This is a genomic window from Winogradskyella litoriviva, from assembly GCF_013249065.1.
Lineage (GTDB): Bacteria > Bacteroidota > Bacteroidia > Flavobacteriales > Flavobacteriaceae > Winogradskyella > Winogradskyella litoriviva.
Map to the genome: position 1 here is coordinate 735312 of NZ_JABRWQ010000001.1, position 20109 is coordinate 755420.

At 33.4% G+C, this 20109-nt stretch carries 14 protein-coding genes and 1 tRNA gene; 2 read left to right on the top strand and 13 right to left on the bottom strand.

The features are described from left to right. Positions 1–2: 2 nt before the first annotated feature. Both HNV10_RS03180 and rbfA read right to left on the bottom strand, forming a co-directional pair. Positions 3–1205 (bottom strand): ABC transporter permease, encoded by a 1203-nt coding sequence (locus HNV10_RS03180; RefSeq protein WP_173299871.1) that lies wholly within the window; start codon positions 1203–1205, stop codon positions 3–5. Beyond that, positions 1206–1604 (bottom strand): 30S ribosome-binding factor RbfA, encoded by a 399-nt coding sequence (rbfA, locus tag HNV10_RS03185; protein ID WP_173299872.1) that lies wholly within the window; start codon positions 1602–1604, stop codon positions 1206–1208. Positions 1605–1738: 134 nt separating this feature from the next. On the opposite strand from rbfA, the gene mce reads away from it, so the two are divergent. Continuing rightward, positions 1739–2143: a methylmalonyl-CoA epimerase gene (gene mce / locus HNV10_RS03190; RefSeq protein ID WP_173300055.1), complete on the top strand. Its 405-nt coding sequence runs from the start codon at positions 1739–1741 to the stop codon at positions 2141–2143. A gap of 82 nt (positions 2144–2225) precedes the next feature. Continuing rightward, positions 2226–2299: transfer RNA gene (locus HNV10_RS03195), tRNA-Ile, on the top strand. Positions 2300–2409: 110 nt separating this feature from the next. Here the strand turns inward: HNV10_RS03195 and HNV10_RS03200 are convergent. The 11 genes from HNV10_RS03200 to HNV10_RS03250 all read right to left on the bottom strand — a co-directional run bounded on the left by HNV10_RS03200 (position 2410) and on the right by HNV10_RS03250 (position 20102). After that, complete coding sequence (locus HNV10_RS03200) at positions 2410–3786, bottom strand: sugar porter family MFS transporter (protein WP_173299873.1); 1377 nt, start codon at positions 3784–3786, stop codon at positions 2410–2412. Positions 3787–3844: 58 nt separating this feature from the next. Next, positions 3845–4666, bottom strand: coding sequence for an endonuclease/exonuclease/phosphatase family protein (locus HNV10_RS03205; RefSeq protein WP_173299874.1), 822 nt, complete (start codon positions 4664–4666; stop codon positions 3845–3847). A 10-nt stretch (positions 4667–4676) separates the two neighbouring features. Further along, on the bottom strand, positions 4677–6524 hold the full coding sequence (locus tag HNV10_RS03210; RefSeq protein WP_241695446.1) for a family 43 glycosylhydrolase: 1848 nt from the start codon (positions 6522–6524) through the stop codon (positions 4677–4679). 3 nt (positions 6525–6527) lie between these two features. Further along, entirely contained in the window at positions 6528–8234 is a 1707-nt protein-coding gene (locus HNV10_RS03215; protein WP_173299875.1) for a sulfatase family protein, read from the bottom strand. Next, positions 8235–10838, bottom strand: a complete 2604-nt coding sequence (locus HNV10_RS03220) for a glycoside hydrolase family 2 TIM barrel-domain containing protein (protein ID WP_173299876.1) — start codon at positions 10836–10838, stop codon at positions 8235–8237. Between the two features lie 10 nt (positions 10839–10848). Further along, a complete protein-coding gene (bglX, locus tag HNV10_RS03225) occupies positions 10849–13191 on the bottom strand; it encodes a beta-glucosidase BglX (RefSeq protein WP_173299877.1) in 2343 nt (780 codons plus the stop codon). A gap of 3 nt (positions 13192–13194) precedes the next feature. Next, positions 13195–13980 (bottom strand): carboxylesterase family protein, encoded by a 786-nt coding sequence (locus HNV10_RS03230; RefSeq protein WP_173299878.1) that lies wholly within the window; start codon positions 13978–13980, stop codon positions 13195–13197. Between the two features lie 13 nt (positions 13981–13993). Then, positions 13994–15352, bottom strand: coding sequence for a glucoamylase family protein (locus tag HNV10_RS03235; RefSeq protein WP_173299879.1), 1359 nt, complete (start codon positions 15350–15352; stop codon positions 13994–13996). 1 nt (position 15353) lies between these two features. Beyond that, entirely contained in the window at positions 15354–16739 is a 1386-nt protein-coding gene (locus HNV10_RS03240; RefSeq protein WP_173299880.1) for a glucoamylase family protein, read from the bottom strand. 108 nt (positions 16740–16847) lie between these two features. Then, positions 16848–18557, bottom strand: a complete 1710-nt coding sequence (locus tag HNV10_RS03245; RefSeq protein WP_173299881.1) for a LamG-like jellyroll fold domain-containing protein — start codon at positions 18555–18557, stop codon at positions 16848–16850. A gap of 6 nt (positions 18558–18563) precedes the next feature. Further along, on the bottom strand, positions 18564–20102 hold the full coding sequence (locus HNV10_RS03250; protein ID WP_173299882.1) for a RagB/SusD family nutrient uptake outer membrane protein: 1539 nt from the start codon (positions 20100–20102) through the stop codon (positions 18564–18566). Positions 20103–20109: the final 7 nt, after the last annotated feature.

Genomic DNA, 20109 nt, shown 5'->3' on the forward strand with positions numbered 1-20109 from the left:
GATTAAGTTTTAATTAAACTTTGCGTAATTCGCTGAGAAGCAATTTTAGAAGCCACAATTCCTAAAGTGAAAATGGTAACTAAAACAACAATGACATTAAATAGGTTGAGACGAACAGGATAGGCTAAATCTGGAGTTAGCATAACCAATTCAAAATTCTGTTGTAAAACCACCACAATTAATCCAATAGTAACACCAATTAGTCCACTAACAATAGTCATTAAGCTTCCTTGTAAAAAGAAAATGGACTTAATGGTTTTGGTTTCTGTACCTAAATTAAAAAGGGTGTTAAGTGATTTCTTTTTGTCTAAAATCATCATAATTATAGCGCCAATGACATTAAATAAAGCTATAATTATAACTAAAGTAAATATGAGATAAATAGCTAGATTTTCGGTATTCAACATTTTGTATAACGCATCGTTTAATTCAGCTCTATTTTTAATGATAAATTTACTTCCAAAGGACGTTTTGAGTTGAGTTCTAATATCACTTTCATTAAAATTAGGATTCAATTTAAGCTCTATAGCACTTAATTGATTATCTGAATAACTTAATAATTGTTTTGCGAGTTCAATATCAGAGAAAACGTATTTGTAATTCATCTCTTCATTAATTTCAAATAAGCCAACATTATTTACATAAACAGAGTTATAATAGCCTTTAGGTGTGCTTGCTTGGCCAACACCAACTTTTGGTACGTAGAGTGATAATGGTTTTAGATAATCTAATATACCAAAAGAGAGATTGTTAGAAATTCCCCAACCAGAAACGACATCGTTACTGCCAGGAGTAATCCAACTTCCTTTAGTTACCATAGTATCAATACCAGTTACTTTTAAGTAATTTTTATCCACACCTTTTATAGTGGCAACTAAATTTTTGTTGTCGGATTTTATAAAGATGCGTTCTTCTATTATTTTAGAATAAGAGGCAATGCCCTCTATGTTAAGTAGCGAGGAATTGTCATTTTCTGTCCATTGAAACGATTTACCTTCGGAAGGTAAAAGCTTTAAATCTGGATCTACAAATGAAGAATATTTGAGGCTAAAATCTTTTAAGCCAGCAAATACAGACAATACAATTAAAAGCGCTGCAGAAGCAATAATAACGCCTCCAGAAGCAATTAATGTCATAATATTAATGGCATTATTACTGCTTTTAGAAAACAAATATCGTTTTGCTATATATAAAGGAAAATTCACTTAAGACTTTTTGCGCTTACCTAATAAATCTGGGTTTTCTAATGGATTATCCTCACCTTTTAGAGAACGCTCTATACCATCAATATATTCTAAAGAGTCATCTATAAAAAATTCTAGTTGTGGCATGCGTCTAAGTTGGTGACGTGTACGTTGAGATAACTCATGTCTAATAAGTGGCTTGTTAGATTTAATACCTTCTAATAAAGTTTCGGCTTCTTTATTCGGAAAAATACTAAGATATACTTTAGCTACAGATAAATCTGTTGTAACATTAACTTTGCTCACAGAAATAATTACACCACGCAAACCTCCATCTGTAGCTGCTTTTTGTAATACTTGTGCTAAATCTTTTTGAAGGATGCCTCCTATTTTTTTCTGTCTCTGTGTAAATTCTTCCATAATGCCTATTCTAACTAAACTTCTGCAAAAGTAGATGATATTTAAGGATTATCTTATTTTTGATGGTAGAATTTGATTTTATGAGTCAATTACACTCTAAAAATAAAAATAGAACTGCTTTTACAGAAATAAAGATGAAAAAAATTGAACATATTGGTATTGCTGTTAAAGATTTAGAAAATTCTAATCAGTTATTTAAATCTTTATTTGGAAATGAACATTATAAAATTGAAGATGTAGAAAGCGAAGGTGTAAAAACATCTTTTTTTAAATGTGGGCCTAATAAAATTGAATTGCTTCAGGCTACTACAGAAGAAAGTCCTATTGCCAAGTTTGTTGAAAAAAAGGGAGAAGGTATTCATCATATTGCATTTGCGGTTGATGATATAGAAGCGGAAATAAAACGATTAACCAACGAAGGTTTTACAATGATACATAAAGCACCTAAAAAAGGTGCTGACAACAAATTAATCGCATTTTTACACCCAAAATCCACAAATGGAGTTCTTATTGAGTTGTGTCAAGAGATAAAGGAATAAAAATTCTTGTAGAGTTTTAAAATATGTAGTAATATTGCACACTCTTTTAAAATAAGAGATAAGATTAACAGCAATGTTAATTGGTCCCATAGCTCAGTTGGTTAGAGCACCTGACTCATAATCAGGTGGTCCTTGGTTCGAGCCCAAGTGGGACCACAACTTAAAGCCTTGAATATCATTTTGATATTCAAGGCTTTTTTATTTAGTTTCAGTAAGTATTTACGCCTTTTTGAAATAGCTGCAATTATATAATGCTCTATAAAATACTATTTCCAGAAGCCCTCTATTTCCTCTAAAGTTTTACCTTTTGTTTCTGGTATAAATTTATAGGTTACAAATACTATAATTAAAATAAAGACTATAAATATGTAGTATGGTAGTGAGCCATTCCATGTAGTACCATTATTTACTTCACTTCCCATTACCACAGGAAACGATTGTGAAACTACATAATTTGCTGCCCATTGAGCTGCTACTGCAATAGACATGGCAACACTCCTTATTTTATTTGGAAACATTTCTGACAATAAAACCCAAACTACTGGTCCCATAGACAGCGCAAATGAAGCAATAAAAAGTAATACACCTATCAATGATAAAACACCAACACTATCCGTTTGAAGCGTTATTGCTAAGAGTAAAAAGCCAATAATCATTCCGGCAGAACCAATATAAAGCAATGGTTTTCTACCAAATTTGTCTACCGTAAACATGGCCACAAATGTAAATACCAAGTTAACAAATGCTAATAATATTTGCTGGGCAAGCACATCTTCTTTACCAAAACCGAGGGCTTTTTCAAAAATATCCGCACCATAATAGAGAACAGCATTAATACCCGTAAATTGTTGTAGGACAGAAAGAACGGTTCCTATTATAATTATAGCTAGAATTCCTTTTGCAAAATAATTGACTTTTACACCATCATTAGATTCATTTAAAGATGCTTTGATTCTTGCCATTTCTTCAGAGGCTAAATCATTTCCGTTTATTTTTTTTAGAATAGCTAAAGCATCAGAATCTTTACCTTTTAAGGCCAGCCACCTAGGACTTTTAGGAACTATAAATAATAATACTAAAAATAATATACTCGGTATTAATTCTGACCAAAACATACGACGCCAACCAAATTCAATATTTTCTGCTTCGCTTAAATCGTTTCCAATAAAATATGTGGCTAAGAACACTACAAAAAACCCAATAACAATAGCCAATTGATAATAGGTTACCATGCGTCCTCTAATATTTGAAGGTGCAATTTCTGCAATATACATTGGTGCATTCATAGATGCTACACCAATACCCAAACCACCGATAATTCTAAAAACAACTAGCATAGTTACCGATTGAGGAAAAAGATCTGGTAAACCCGATCCGTAAGCAGAAACCGTAAAGAATATAGCAGATATGATTAATGACCATTTTCTCCCTATTTTAATACTCAATGGTCCTGCGATAACAGCGCCTACAAAACAACCTAAAAGTGCGCTTCCTACAACCCAACCTTTTAACCCATCACTTAAATCAAAATATTCTGTAAGATAAAATTGTGCGCCATTTATAACACCTGTATCGTAACCAAAAAGCAAGCCACCTAAAGCGGAGACCGCAGCAATTAACAATAAGAAAACTCCTTTTTTCATTTTTTTAAATTTAATTAATAGTTAGTTTAATATATTTTAAGAGGATAACTAATATGATTTATAAATTGATTTTTATTAAAACTGGCAGATGATCCGAAGGGTATTGTAAGTTCCAATTATCACTTAAAACAGCGTATTTAGAAACAGTAACATCATTACTTACAAAAGCAAAATCAATGCGTCTTGCTACGGGTTTATCAAAATGAAAGCCATTAAATGTGCCTTCTGGACCGAAATCTAGCTCTGCAATTTCTTTTGAATCTTTCAATTCCGTTTTTATATATTTTATACTTTTATGATTTGGTTCCATATTAAAATCACCAGTCAATATTACAGAATGATTTTTAGAATTTAGTGCTTTAATTTTTTTAATTATTAACGTAGCACTGTTTTTTCGAGCTTCTTCACCTACGTGATCAAAATGTGTATTAAATACATAGAATTTCTTACCTGTGGCCACATCTTCAAACAAACCATAAGTACATACTCTATTGCAAACGGCATCCCAACCCATAGACACTTCTTCTGGTGTTTCGGATAACCAAAACGTATTAGTATCAATAACTTTAAACTTATCCTTTTTATAAAAAATAGCAGAATATTCGCCTTTATCTTTTCCATCATCTCGTCCGACACCAACAAAACTGTAATCAATTAAAAGACTGTCCATTTCTTTCATTTGATTTGGCATAGCTTCTTGCACACTTAAAACATCTGGCTCATAAAATTTAATTTGATTGATAAAAAATGGTTTCCTATTCGCCCAACTATTTTTACCTTCTTTAGGGTAATCTAATTTTATATTATAGCTCATTACCGAAAAGTCTTGAGCAAAACCTAGGCTAGAAATAGTAAAACACAATAGAAAAAGATATCTCATAACTAATAATTTATTTAATATATTGAATGTCACTTAAGGCCGAAATTCCATTTTCATTAAACGCTTCAATGGTAAAATAGTAAGGTGTGTCGCGATCTAAACAACGCATAAAATGCGAATCTGTATCATACACTTGCCAAGACTGGTAAAGTTTGTCTTTTGCAATTCCCCAACGTATGTTATAACCTTGCGCACCTTCAACTGGTTGCCAAGAAAAAGAAGCATCTCTACGGTCGGTTTCTCTTTTAATTTTAAATCCTGAAACTTGTTCTGGCTTATTCCCTAATCCTAAACCAAAAACTCTAATTTCGGACATGGCAAAATTGTTTCCTGGCACTTCAATATTATTATATCTTACATATTTTGCAGTGACTGGTTGGTCTAAAACAATGTATGCATTGGGTGCATCTTTTTCACTTTTACTTCGATCTACAACGGTTTGCCAAGTTGTACCATCTTTGGATGTTTCAATTGTAAAACGATGTTTTAAACCTTCAACACGTGTATATATTCCAGATTCATAATCATGAAAATTTAGCTGTAAGGCTTTTATGCTTCCTGCGTTTTTCATTTCTATTGTCATCCATTGTTTATCATTATTGGCTTCAGCTACCCAAAACGTTTTTGGATTTTCATCGGTTAAAACTTTAGAAGTAATTTGTCCGTCTTCGTTTTTCCGTAGCGGTAATTCATTCACTTCAACCTCATCGTCGTTAGACATAAATTTCATCACTTGTTTTAAAGATGAAGACACGGTTACATCGCCTTTGTAAGACAAGAGCATCCAACCATTATGCTGACCAGCTTTGGTAGGATGATTAGCACCAAAGCGAGGATAATCGCCATAATCTGTTGTAGAATACATTAAACCATCATCATCAAAATAAGTAGGAAACATGCACAATCTGCGTTCCCATTGCGCATTAGAGGCTAAAGCCATTGTGGCAAAATGCCAATATTGTCCATTGGTCTGTTTTACAGTAATGCCGTGACCTGCACCATTAGTAAATCCGCCAGGTTTAAAACTCATAGGATTATTTTTCATGTACGTAAATAGACCTGTTGGTGTGTCTCCTATATAAACACCATCTGCATAAACATTAAATTGAGTTCCTGGTGCTGCGTATTGCAAATAATACTTTCCGTTGTGTTTGGTCATAGAAGCACCTTCCATGTAGCCTTCTTTTAACGTAGGATGAAAATTATTTTCGCCAAAACGCTCCCAACCATGTTCTTCTTCATTTAGATTTATAAGTTCTTTTCGCTCACCAACTTCTAAGAAACGGTCATCTTTATTCAACATTTTAACACGAATAGGATGAACGTTGGACGATCCCCAAAACAGGTAACTTTTACCATCGTCATCTATAAATAATTCTGAATCTTGAATGTTATTAGAAATCGATGCGGTTGGTGTCCAGTTGCCTTCTTTTGGATTATCAGTATATAAAATACTGCCGTAACCTGCAGGATCACCTGCAAAATAAACTAGTGAATCTTTATAATTAAAAGCTGTTGGCGCGTTGCTTCCTTCAAAAAACCATTGTTTTGGTTTGATGAAATTCCAGTTCACCAAATCGGTAGAATGCCAATAGCCAAAAGAACGCGTTACAAACATGTAATATTCGCCTTTAAACTCAATAACTGCAGGATCTGCACCAGAACGATAGGATTGATTTCTACTAGAATTATAAACCATATAGGTATAATCTATATCCAATGGGTTGCAATAGGTCTGCTGATTCACAACGGTTTCTGAAACTTCTTTTTCATTAGATTTTTCATCAATCTCTTTTTTATTTTCATTATTACATGAAAACATAAAAGCTATTACAATGAAGAAAAATATATTTTTCATGGTTTATAATTTTGTGTCTTTATTAGTTTCAGGATTATAAGAAGTGCCTGTATGTCCTCTTAATCTTTCAAATTGTTTAAAGGCTTTTTCAACATCAATTTTAGGCGCTTGCTTAAACTCTTCTTCAGTTACTTTGTATTGTTTTTGAAGTTCGATTAACCTGTGTCTTAATTCATCTTCAATTTTATTGTATTCCGGATTATCAATTTGATTATGAATTTCTGAAGGATCCTCCTCTAAATCATATAACTCCCAAGTATTTATATCATCATAAAAATGCATTAATTTGTAACGCTTAGTTCTAATGCCATAATGTTTCTTCACCATATGAAATGCTGGATAATCGTAATAATGATAATACACAGCATCTCTAAAATCGTCAGTTTCATTAAACGTGTTTTCTAATAGAGGACGTAGCGATTTACCTTGCATATCTGCAGGAATTTCAGCCTGTGCATAATCTAAAAACGTTTCTGCAAAATCTAGATTCTGCGTTAAATCTTCAATTACAGTGGCTGGTTTTATAGCTCTAGGATATTTTACTAATAATGGCATTGCTAGTGATTCTTCATACATGTAACGTTTATCAAACCAGCCTTTTTCTCCTAAATAAAACCCTTGGTCTGTGGTGTAAATAACAATTGTATTTTCCGCCAAACCGTTTTCTTCTAAATAATCTAAAACACGACCAACACCTTCATCAACCGACGCAATTGTTGCTAAATACTCTTGTAAATAGCGTTGCCCTTTCCATTCTGCTAAAGCCTTTCCGGATAAATTAGCATCATGAAAAGCATCATTTTTTGCCTGATACGCTTTATCCCAAGCAGACCGTTGTTCTAGTGACATACGCTCAAAATCTGATTTCCATGGATTCCAAGCCAATTCTGAACTTCCTTTTTTGGTAGTCATTTTTAAATCGTGCCCTTCATACATATCTTTATAAATCGTCTGTAACTGCGCTTCTGAAGCTTCAGAACCATCATGGTTTGTAAAATAGGTGTCTGGTAATGGGAATTGTATTGAATCGAATTTATTTGCATGTCTTAATGCAGGCATCCAATTTCTGTGTGGTGCTTTGTGTTGCAACATTAGCATAAAGGGTTGGTCTGAATCTTTAACACGTTTTAGATAAGATAAGCCTTCTTCTGTAATAATATCGGTTGCATAACCTTTAATCCTAGTTGTATCAGCAAGTTTTGTTGTTTCATTTAAGGAAATAAAATCAGGATTATAGTAATTACCTTGGTCAGTGAGAATATTCCAATAATCAAAACCTTCTGGGTTGCCATGCAAATGCCATTTACCAATAACCGCTGTATGGTAACCTGCTTTTTGTAATAATTTTGGGAAGGTTTGTTGTTTGCCATCAAAACGATTTCCATTCATTTTAAATCCATTTTGGTGGCTAAATTTCCCTGTTAACACCACTGCTCTGCTAGGTCCACAGATTGAATTGGTACAAAAGTTATTTTTAAACAATGCACCATCATTAGCAATTCTGTCAATATTAGGTGTTGGTGCTATTTGACTTATAGGATGACCATACGCGCTAATGGCTTGTTCTGCGTGGTCATCTGCCATAATGTAAACGATGTTTGGTCGTTTATAATTTTCAAAATTGTTAGATATGTCAGCATCTTTATTCGTTTCGTTTTTACACGATTGAAACACAAATAGACACATTAATAGGATTGATATTTTTTTCATTTAGTCTAAGTTTTCAATTAAAATACCACTTAGAACGGTTTCCCCCTTTATAGGATTAAGCTGAATTGTTAAACCTTCGTTCTTGGCAATATTTACTTCTGACGTTTGCGTTATTCCGTATTTATCATCATACATTTTTGCCATATTAAACTGGCTGCTTATTGTTTTAGCATTTAATTTAATATCAAAAATTCTATGCATCACATCTGCTTCAGAATCGTCATTGGCTTCTTTTAAATTGAATAATACTTTGGTTTTATTGTTTAATTGAGGTTCAACAAAATATAAAGTCACTTTGTATTTACCATCTGGTACATCAACCTTATAATCATTACAATCTACAAGTACAGTCTGGTAAACAGCTTCATTTATAGTATTACTGATATTAAAGGGAATTAACTTTTTATTGCACTTACCTGAATTTGGTAGATAACCATATAAATTATCAGAATAAGGTCTATCCTTTAAAAACGTTACACCCAAAATAGCATCTCTAAAACTAATATGTGTACCAACATTAATAGCCAAAACAGATTTTGGATTGGTTTTTAAATTTTGAAATAATTCAACATTAAAATCAGTTTCATCTGTAGTGTTAGCTGTTTCAACCTTTACTGTATTTAAACCTTGCTTAAACGGAACTTCGATTTTTGCTATACCTAATTCAAAATTAATGTCTTTGTATAAGACGTCGTTTACATAAAGTTTTCCTTTATTTTGATTTGAAAAAACAACGATTTCATGTGTATTGTTTTCTATAAGATTTAGTTGATTTTGGTAATTAGCAATATGGACAAAAGGTTCTTTTGTTTTTAAAACCGATTGGTACCAATAATACACTTCTTTTGGTTCTCTGTTATATTGCATTATGCCTTTTTGGTTAACATGCGGTATCGTTTCTCCTCTAAATTCCGAACCAAAATCTGCAAAATTCCAGGCTGTCATTCCGGTTACAAAATCACGTTCCATTACTTGACTGTAGTAACCCGAATGCAACAATAATTGATAGTCTTGTGAATAATCGTAACGCAAAGGTTCTGTTGTAGAAATGCGCACATCTGCTCCTGGACCATATTCTGAAATTAATAAGGAACGGTTAGGATAACGTTGGTGTTGGTCGTCTAAGAATACGCCCAAATCTTCAATAGTATCGTGGTACCAACCAAAATAAAGATTCCAACCTACTAGCATTGGCAAGTCTGCAATTTTTGTTTCGTTATACAGCTCATTAAAATGCAATGCCATTACTGTGATGTGGTTTGGCGCTTCTGTTCTCGTTAAGTCTTCCAACTGTTTTGCTAAATTGTACGTGAATTGCTTTCGGTCTTCCTTTTCTTCATCAGACTCTTTTTTATCGAAGGCTAGTCTTAGAAAAATCTCATTCATGTAACCTATCATCACTACAGAAGGAAAATTATAATACTGCTTAATATGTTCTTTTTGCATTTGTTTAGACACATTAAAAAATGCGTCTGTATTGGTCACTTTATTAACGATAGGAATTTCTGTCCAGACTAAAATACCGAGTTCATCGCATTTTTTATAAAGCTCGCGAGCATGCGGATAATGTGCAAAACGAATGACATTAGAACCCATTTCTTTTATAAGTTCAATATCTTTTTTCTGTAATGAAAGTGGAACAGCATTTCCGTAACTCTCGTAATCTTGATGCCGATTAACACCAACCAGTTTAATGGGTTTTCCGTTTAAAAAGAAACCTTTGTCTGCATCTACAGTTACCCAACGAAAACCTATATTTGAAGATTTTGAATCTAATACGTCACCCTTTTTATCAGTTAACGTAATTTCTAATTTATATAAATTGGGATTATTAGGCGACCATAATTTTGGGTTCTCAATTTCTGGAAATGTAATTGTAATGTCTTTTGATGTGGCTGCATTTAATTTGAAATCTTTATGTTCTTCTAAAATAAGTTGACCTTCCGCATCTAAAATTTTTAAATACAAATGATTTTGAGATTTAAACGAATCAAAATTATCAACCAATAACTTTACCTCAACACCAGCTTGCTCTTCAGAAACATTATAATAATTGATGTAATAACCATCTGAAGCAAAATCGGTTAAACTTAGATGTTGTTTTGGTACCGAAATCAATTCTACATCTCTATAAATGCCACCATAAAATGTAAAATCCGCATCTAATGGTGGAATATTTTCATTGTGAGAATTATCTACTGTAACTTCAATAAGGTTAAAATCATTAAAGTTTAGATACTTTGTAATTTCAAAATTAAAAGCAGTGTAACCACCTTTATGATTTCCTACGTTATGACCATTTACAAAAACAGTAGCTTCTTGGTTTACCGCATTAAATTTTAAGTAATGAATGTTTTCTTTTTCTTCTGAAGCTACAAAAATCTGCTTTTGGTAATATCCTAAACCTCGTCTGTAACCAGATTCATCATCAAAAGCATCCTTATTATTCCATGTGTGCGGAATATTAATAGTCTCCCAGTTTGCTTTATTTTCTGAATATTGCCAACCAGAATTTATAATTTTAGTTTGCGCAAATACATTAAAAGAAAATGCCACACAAATTAAAATTGATAGGGAATTATTAAGGTAAATTTTATGTGACATTTCTTAGCTACTAATCTATAAGTTTAAATGTTTTATTTAGTTCTACATTAGAATTTGTTCCGATAGCAACTTGAAAATCGCCAGGTTCCGCAACAAAATCTATATTAGCATTGTAGAATTTTAAATCTTCAACCGAAAGTGTAAAGCTTACGGTTTTTGTTTCGCCTTTTTTTAAGAATATTTTCTGAAACCCTTTTAATTCTTTTACAGGTCTAGTGATAGAACCTATAACATCTCTAATGTATAATTGAGCAACTTCTTTTCCATCATAATCACCAGTATTTGTAATATCTACAGACACTGTAACCATATCTTTTTGAGACATAGATGTCTTATCTAATTTTACATCACCATATTTAAAGGTTGTATAACTTAATCCGTAACCAAAAGGATACAATGGTTCATTACGAGCGTCAATATAATTGGACTTAAACTTTTCGAAATGTCCTTCAGAATTTCCTAATGGTCGTCCTGTGTTTTTATGATTATAGAATAATGGCACCTGACCAACATTTCTTGGGAAAGTCGCCGTTAATTTACCTGAAGGATTTACTGCTCCAAACAACACATCTGAAATAGATAAACCAGCTTCACTACCAGGAAACCATACGTTAAGAATAGATGGTACATTTTCGCTCTCTTCTACCAAAGTTAATGGTCGCCCAGTAAACAAGACTAACACAACTGGTTTTCCTGTTTTTAATAAAGCGTTTAATAAATCTTTTTGAACTTGTGGAATACCAATATCTGTACGGCTACTGCTTTCTCCACTTAATTCTGAAGATTCACCTATAGTGGCTAAAATCACATCTGATTTTTTTGCAACAGCAACAGCTTCATCTATCATTTGCTGGTCTGTTCTATTATCTCTCGGAATCGTTTTACCAAACATTGTAGCACGTTTCTCTAACTCAAAATCGTAATCAACGTTACTACCTTTAGCATATAATAAATTTACATCGTCTCCAACCGTTTGCTGTAATCCGTCCCAAACTGAAATACAATTTTCATGGTCTGTAGACACACTCCATGTACCAGCCATATTGTTACTGGCTTTAGCTAATGGTCCTATAACCGCAATTGTACCCGATTTTTTTAATGGTAATGTTTGGTTTTCATTTTTTAATAAAACGGTTGATTCTGCTCCAACTAAACGTGCGTAATCTCTATTCTCTTGTGTATAAATATCGTTCTTTGCACGTTCTTCGTTACAATATTTATAAGGGTCTTCAAACAAACCAACTTGATATTTTGCAGTTAGTACGCGCGCTACAGCTTTATCAACATCGTTAATAGAAATGTCGCCATTATCTAAAGCGGTTTTTAAATTTTTAATAAAAGCGGCCGAAATATTTGGTGAATCGCCTGCCATATCCATATCTAAACCAGCTTTTAAAGCTAAAGAAGTTACAGCAACTTCGTCTCCCATTCCGTGTGCCATCATTTCGTAAATTCCGGTATAATCTGAAACTACAAATCCATTAAATGCCCAATCATCTCTTAATAAATCGGTAAGCAACCACTTATTACCAGTTGCAGGCACACCATCTATTTCATTAAAAGAAGCCATAACCGAACCAACACCAGCATCAACTGCAGCTTTATAAGGTGGTAAATATTCGTTGAACATTCTAACACGGCTCATATCTACAGTATTGTAATCTCTTCCAGCTTCTACTGCTCCATATAGCGCAAAATGTTTAACACATGCCATCATTGTATTATTAGCAGACATATCGTTTTGTTGGTAACCATTAACCATCGCTTTTGCAATTTCGCTACCTAAAAAAGGGTCTTCTCCATTGCCTTCAGAAACGCGTCCCCAACGTGGATCGCGAGAAATATCTACCATTGGCGAAAACGTCCAGTTAATTCCATTGGCACTAGCTTCCGAAGCTGCAATTTGAGCTGTTTTCTCAATCATTTCCATATCCCAGGAAGCAGATAAACCTAGTGGAATAGGAAAGGTGGTTTTAAATCCATGAATCACATCCATCCCGAAAATAAGTGGAATCCCTAAGCGGCTTTTTTCTACGGCTATTTTTTGAACTTCGTATATGTTTTTAATATCCTTAATATTGAAAAGACCACCTATTTTACCTTCTTCAATTTTTGAAACAACATCTGTACTTTTTGAAGAACCTGTTGTAATTGGACCTGTTGCAGGCAAATTTAATTGACCTAGTTTTTCATCTAACGTCATTAAACTAATAATGGAATCTACTTTTTCCTCAAAAGGATTATCGCTTTTAGATGCTGTTGTTTTTTTATCATTGGTATTGCACGACAACACGGTTAAAACACCAATTATTAGTGTGAAATATTTTATTTTGGCGAATTGAAGTTTTTTCATTTTTTATTTTTTTGATTTAGAGAAAAGCCATGTTAATAATTCTGGTTCTGCAAAGGCAGAATCCCAACTGTTATGATTGTCGTCAGCGTATAGCGTAAAATTAGGTTTACCTCCATTTTCTAAAATAGCGTTTACCATTTTTATTGAGCCTTTTGGGTCTACAACATCATCTTTTGCGCCATGAAAAATCCACATTTCTACTTTATTTGCATACAACTTAGCTAACTCGGCATTTCCATTGCCACAAATAGCAAAAGCAGCTGCAAACATATCTGGTTGTCTCGATAAAATTTCAAACGTACCCATGCCACCCATTGATAATCCGCCTACATAAACTTTAGCTTTGTTTACGTAATCTTTACGAGTTACCTCTTGCATTAAATCTATGACCAATTGCATTGGTTTAGTTGCTTCTTTATCCTTCGGAAACTCTAAACTTATAGGATAACTACTTCTATCTACATTGGCATTAGACCAATAACTATCTTGAGGACACTGAGGAAAAATAACAATTGCCGAAAATGCACCACGATTCATTTTATTGGTAAATAATTTACTGCCATGTGCTAATTGTTTGGTATTATCATCGCCACGCTCACCTGCTCCATGTAAAAATAAGACCACAGGATATTCATTATCTTCTGAGAAATTTTCAGGATACATAATGCGATATTTTAAAGTGTCTTCGCCTTTAATATGAACCATCTCTTTAAACAAATCCTTTTGTGCATATGCAATTGTCGAAGACAGCACCAAACAAAAGATTAAAAACGTTTTTAATTTTTTCATATTTTAAATTGATTTAATAGGTAAATCCTAATGCATCTAAACCATTTTGAACATCTTCATTCTGCATGAATAAATTCCATAATAGTTGCGACCTATAATTTTCTATCATTATAATTTCTGGTCCTTGGTCTATAGCTAAATAGCGTTCTGTAACCCAATCGTTATACTGTGGACTAAATGCATCGTAAAAACCAGCATTACCCAATAAAATTTCGTTTTTACTATAAAAATAATGCATAGCTGCTAATGACTTTTCTGGCGTATATGGAATAGAACTAATTGCTGCAGTAGGCGAAATAACACCTGTATCATTTTCTGGATCGTGAGCCGTATAACCTACAGAACCATCAGAATTTCTCGTATAACTTGCTGTTAAACCCCAACAATCTTCACCATAATCTACATAACTGTTTGGATTATCTACACAGTGTAGATAATTTATGTTTGTATGGTTAACATTCAAATCCCAATAATTAGCATACTGATCCGATAAATTTCTTGGATCTAAGCCCAAATACGAATAATGTGCCCAAAAGAGAGGTCCTGTTCCTGTACCAGCATGATCTAAAATTAAAGGTGTGTTATATTGACTCGCAGAAGTAACAATATTCCCATTGTCAGCCCAACCTTCATGGTACACCTCAGCCGGAATTGAATAATCCGGCGAAGCTGCACCTAAAACAAACGCTATTAATGTTTCGTTATATCCTTTTAATTCTAAATTTATTGCAAAATTGTTAGACGGACTCCAATGCCAAAATAATGCATTTTGTCCTTGCGTGTACCAATCCCATTCTACACCTTTCCACAGTAAATCTGCTTGTGCTGCAAGTTCTGCTTCTTCTGTAGAACCGTCTTTAAAATATTCTTTTACACAAATTAAGCCTTGGGCTAAAAAAGCGGTTTCAACTAAATCGCCACCATTATCTTGATCGCTAAATGGAATAGTGTTTCCTGTTCCTCCATCTATCCAATGCGACCATGCTCCATGAAAACGGTCTGCACCTTCAAAGAAGTTTAAAATTTGAGATAATCTTGAAACACCTTCTGTTCTTGTAATATAACCACGTTCAATACCAACCAAGATAGCCATTAAACCAAATCCACTTCCTCCTGTAGTCACTACATTCTGACTATTAGTTGGGTCATTAGGGTGATATCTTTCTTTTGCTGTACCAGAGTTAGATTCGGCATAGTCCCAGAAATACTTAAATGTAGTTTCTTGAGTCAAATCCATTATTTCTTCATCCGTTAATGGTTCAACTACAGGATCATCATCACTTGGGTCATACGGTTCTTGATAACCTGGTCCATCATCTGAACCACAGCTAACCATTATTAATGCTATAATAACTAGTTTAAAAACCTTCATATTAATCAACCTTTTTATATTTAAATCCTAATTTGTCTAAGCCCCTTTTTACATCTTCATTTTTCATAAATAACTTCCAAAACAAACCAGTTCTATAATTTTCTATCATTACCGGAATTGGTCCTTGGTCTATAGCTAAATATCTAGGTGAAGACCAATTATGTTCAAAACTAAACGCATCATAAGGCCCATATTTGCCTACTAAACTATCGTGATTTTTATATATATTTTCTAATACGTTCATACTCTCTCTTGGCGTATAAGGAAATGAGGATAAAGCTGCTGTTGGTGAAATAACACCTATATCATTTTCTGGTCTATGCCCATAATAACCTTTAATAGAATAACTTGATGTTAAACCCCAAAGACTATCTCCATAACCTTTAAAATCTTTTGGATTATCCACAGCGTATTTGTAATGTATTTTAGCATGATTTTGAGTTAATCTCCAATAGTCTGCATATTGATCCGTTAAGCCCTTTGGATTTAATCCTAAATAAGAATAATGCGCCCAAAATAATGGACCAATTAAATCCTCATCATGCTCATAATAATTCAATACTAAGTCTTCATCATAGAATTTTTGGTTTGAAACGATATCTCCATTTCTTGCCCAACCATTATCATAAACCGACTTACTAATTGGATATGTTGGTGATGCAGCAGCAAGCACGTACATAATTAAACATTCGTTATAACCACCAACCGGAAAATTCATTTCCCAGTTATATTCTGGTGACCAATGCCAATAGAGTACATCTTCTCCGTTTTTTGTGTACCAACTCCATTCTACTTCCTTCCAAAGTTTATCTATTTTATGTACTAATTCTTGTTCTTTTTTATTTCCGTCTTTAAAGTATTCTGAAACGGATAGTAAACCTTGTATTAAAAATGCAGTTTCTACTAAATCGCCTCCATTATCCTTTTTACTAAACGGATAAACTTTTCCTGTTTCACCATTAATCCAATGTGGCCAAGCTCCATGAAAACGTTCTGCCTTCTCTAAAAAATCTACAATTTTGAGATATCTATTTAAGGCTTGTTCTCGTGTAATCCAATTGCGTTCTACACCAACTATTATAGCCATTAAACCAAATCCACTTCCACCTGTTGTAACCGTATTTTTTGGCGAATTTGGGTATACATCATCCATATGAATACGCTCTCTAGCTAACCCAGAATTTGGTTCTGCACCTTCCCAGAAATAGTTAAATGTTTGCTTTTGAACAGTATCTAGTAACCTATTATTAATGTTAGAAACTATAACATCTGTTGTTTCATTTAAGACTTGTTCATTTTCGTTTTTTTTCTCCTTACCATCTGTTTTACAGCTAATTGTGAAACAAAATAAAATGACAACTATAGGTAATGTATATATATTTCTCATTGAGATTTGAGTAAGATTTTAGCGACACTTTAAATATAAAATGTCGCTAAAATTCAATTAAGGATAATTCAAAAAAAACTTAGACTAAATCAATTAACTTATCATATTTTAAAGCATATCTTGTATTTCAGATACTGATAATGCTTTATTGAAGAGTCTTAATTCATCTATGGCACTTAAATCTGATAAGTGATTCCAATAACTAAATGTATCTCCTCCGGCTCCAATTATAATATCATTACAACCTGTCCAATCTATGCTTGTTCCAAATGTTGAGGCTAATTGCTCAATACCATTAAAATATATTTTACTTTCTGTTGCTGAAACCGTAACTGCTATATGTACCCATTCTCCTGCTGTGACATCAATTATACCTCCATCATTCCAACTTTCACCATCACCAATACCTACATTAATTTTAATACGTTGTTCTGTTTCGCTTCCTTCTCTAAATATTCTAAATCCTTGATTTCTATCATCTGCATCATCACCAACGATTAAAATTCCTGATCGGTCTGGTGTTGAATTTACTTTATACCAAAAGGTAGCGCTAAAAGCATCTGCGCCAAACAAACCATCTATAGGATATGATAAGTAAGAATCTGTTGCTCCCATAAAAGCATTAGAACCATCATGGCTGTCGCCTGCATAAGTAGGTCCACCAACAACAGTTGGTTCATCTAAACTCACCAATTCTGTATAAGTACCATCAAAAGGCATATAGAATGTTTCACCATCATAGATTGGTTCGTATGGATTAGTAACATTAATGATATTTAAAATCTCGCTTTGAGACAGTGTTGTATTGAATAATCTTAACTCGTCCATAAAACTGTCGTCTGATAAATGATTCCAGTAGCTAAAGGTTTCTCCACCTGCACCAATGGTTAATTCTGTGCAACCTGTCCAGTCAATAGCGCCAGAAGGGGTTGCGGTATTAACTGCAATTCCGTTTAGGTAAATTATGGTTTCTGTAGGTGCAATAGTAAAGGCGATGTGTACCCATTCTCCAGCGGTGACGTCTATAACGCCTCCATCATTCCAACTTTCACCATCACCAGTACCAACATTGAGCTTAATTCTCTGCTCAGTTGCACTACCTTCTCTAAATAATCTAAAGCCTTGTAAACGGTCATCGGCATTATCTCCAACAGTTAAAATTCCTGATCGATCAGGTGAACCATTAACTTTGTACCAAAAGGCACCACTCATTCCACTACCCAACATTAGATTGTCTATAGGAAAGTTTAAATAAGAATCTTCTGAAGCCATGAAGGCATTTGAACCCGCAAATGCTTCACCTGCAAATTCTGGTGTACCAACTTCAGTGGCATCAGTGATTGATAATAATTCGGTGTATGTACCATCGAAAGGCATATAGAATACTTCACCAGCAAAAACGGCTTCATAAGGTGGAGCTTTAGAAAAATTAACGGATGATGATGTTGTATTACCTGCTAAATCAGTCGCCGTTACAGTTACTAAGTGATCACCACTTGTAAGACTATTATAAGTATACTCTTCATTTACTATTCTATAATCTAAAAACGTATCATAAGATGCGATATCAACACCATCTAAATTTAGTACAATAGATGCAACTTCAATATCATCTACAACTTTAAATTCTATATTAATTGGCACAACTAATTCTAAACCTGTTACCTCAGTTCCTTCTGTTGGATAAATAATCTCTACACTAGGCGAACCAGTATCTTCTCCTGGATCTACTGCAGTGATTGGATCAATACCATCCTCACATGATGCTATAAAAAGCATCATAAAAATTCCAAATAATTTTATTAATGTATTTTTCATAGTTTCTTAATTGTTTAGTTGACTTTGATAATAATCGTTAAGAATATAACTTTGATCTAATTGCGATTGAGGATAAGGTAAATAAGCCTTCTCCATATTAAATGTTCTACCATCATAGCTTAACTCATCAGTTCTTTCTAGTCTTACCATATCGTTAAATCTAATTCCCCATTCCATTCCAAATTCAGCAAATTTTTCATCCATAACTTGTTGGCTAGTTACACCTGTTAAGTTTGTTAAACCTGCTCTAGTTCTCACAGCATTTACAGCACTATCTGCAGTACCAGCAGAGCCAGTTGCTCCTCTGGTAAGGGCTTCTGCATACATTAATAAAACTTCTGAATAACGAATTACTGTGAAGTTCTTATTGGTTCCATAAGAAGTTCTTCCTGGTGTTAATTCTATTGATGGTAAATAGTGTTTACCACTGGCAAAAAATGCTCTACTGTAATCATTTATAATATCACCATCTCTAGTTGTGTTAGAAATCCAATTTGGTAATGTTGCATAATCTGGATCGCTTTGCAACTCTGCAATTCCTCTATCAGTAAATAAAACACTTGTTTCTAAACGAATGGTTTCATCTCTATCTAACATAAACTTAATATACTTAAAACTAGGCTCATAAAATCCCCAACCACTTGTAGCTTCTGGTACAGCAGCTGTCCAGTTTTGTGGTCCGTAGAATGCAAATAAATGACTTACATTTTCACCAGATGCTTGGCCAAAATCTGAATATTGAATTTCTAAAATATTCTCATTTGCTAATTTTCCGTCTATTTTAAATAAGTGATAGAAGTCATCAAAAAGCTCAAAATTACCTGAATTAATTATTTCTCCTGTAGCATCCGCAACCGTTTGATAGTTCTCAACCTCTAAGTTAGCCATAGCTTTAACAGTAAGTGCCGTATATTTAGTAATACCTCCAGGTAAATCTGTTCTTTGAGAAGGAGCGACATCTAATAAATTTGGAATTGCTTCATCCATTTGATTAGAAATCCAAATCATTAGTTCATCCTTAGGTAAAACCTCAATCTGAGTTTGATCTGTTGTTTCAATTTTATAAACATCACCAAATAATCTAGAAAGTTCTAGAGTTATAAATCCACGTAATACTTTACATTCTGCTACGTATTGATCAATTAAGGCAGAATTTACTCCACCTGTTCTAAAGTCTTCTAAAGATTCAATTTGTGATGTTATTTGTAGAATATCTTGAGACCAATTTTCAAAAATAGAATTGTACATCCAATAGCTATTGTCGTAAATAAAATTGTCTGTATCAGCAAACCCTTGTTGATCACCAAGACCACCAGCATTAACATCATCACCTCTAACAGATAATAATGGAATTTGTTCCCATCCAACACTTTGAAACTTTTCATAAGCACCTATTAAAGCTCCAAATGCACCTTCTTCACTTGTATAGTCTATCTCATCTGATAGCACTACTAGTTCTTGCTCATCATCTAACTTGTCTTCGCACGTAAATAGGAAAACAGGTAAAATGAATAAAATAATTCTGAAATTAAATATATTTTTCATTGCTTAA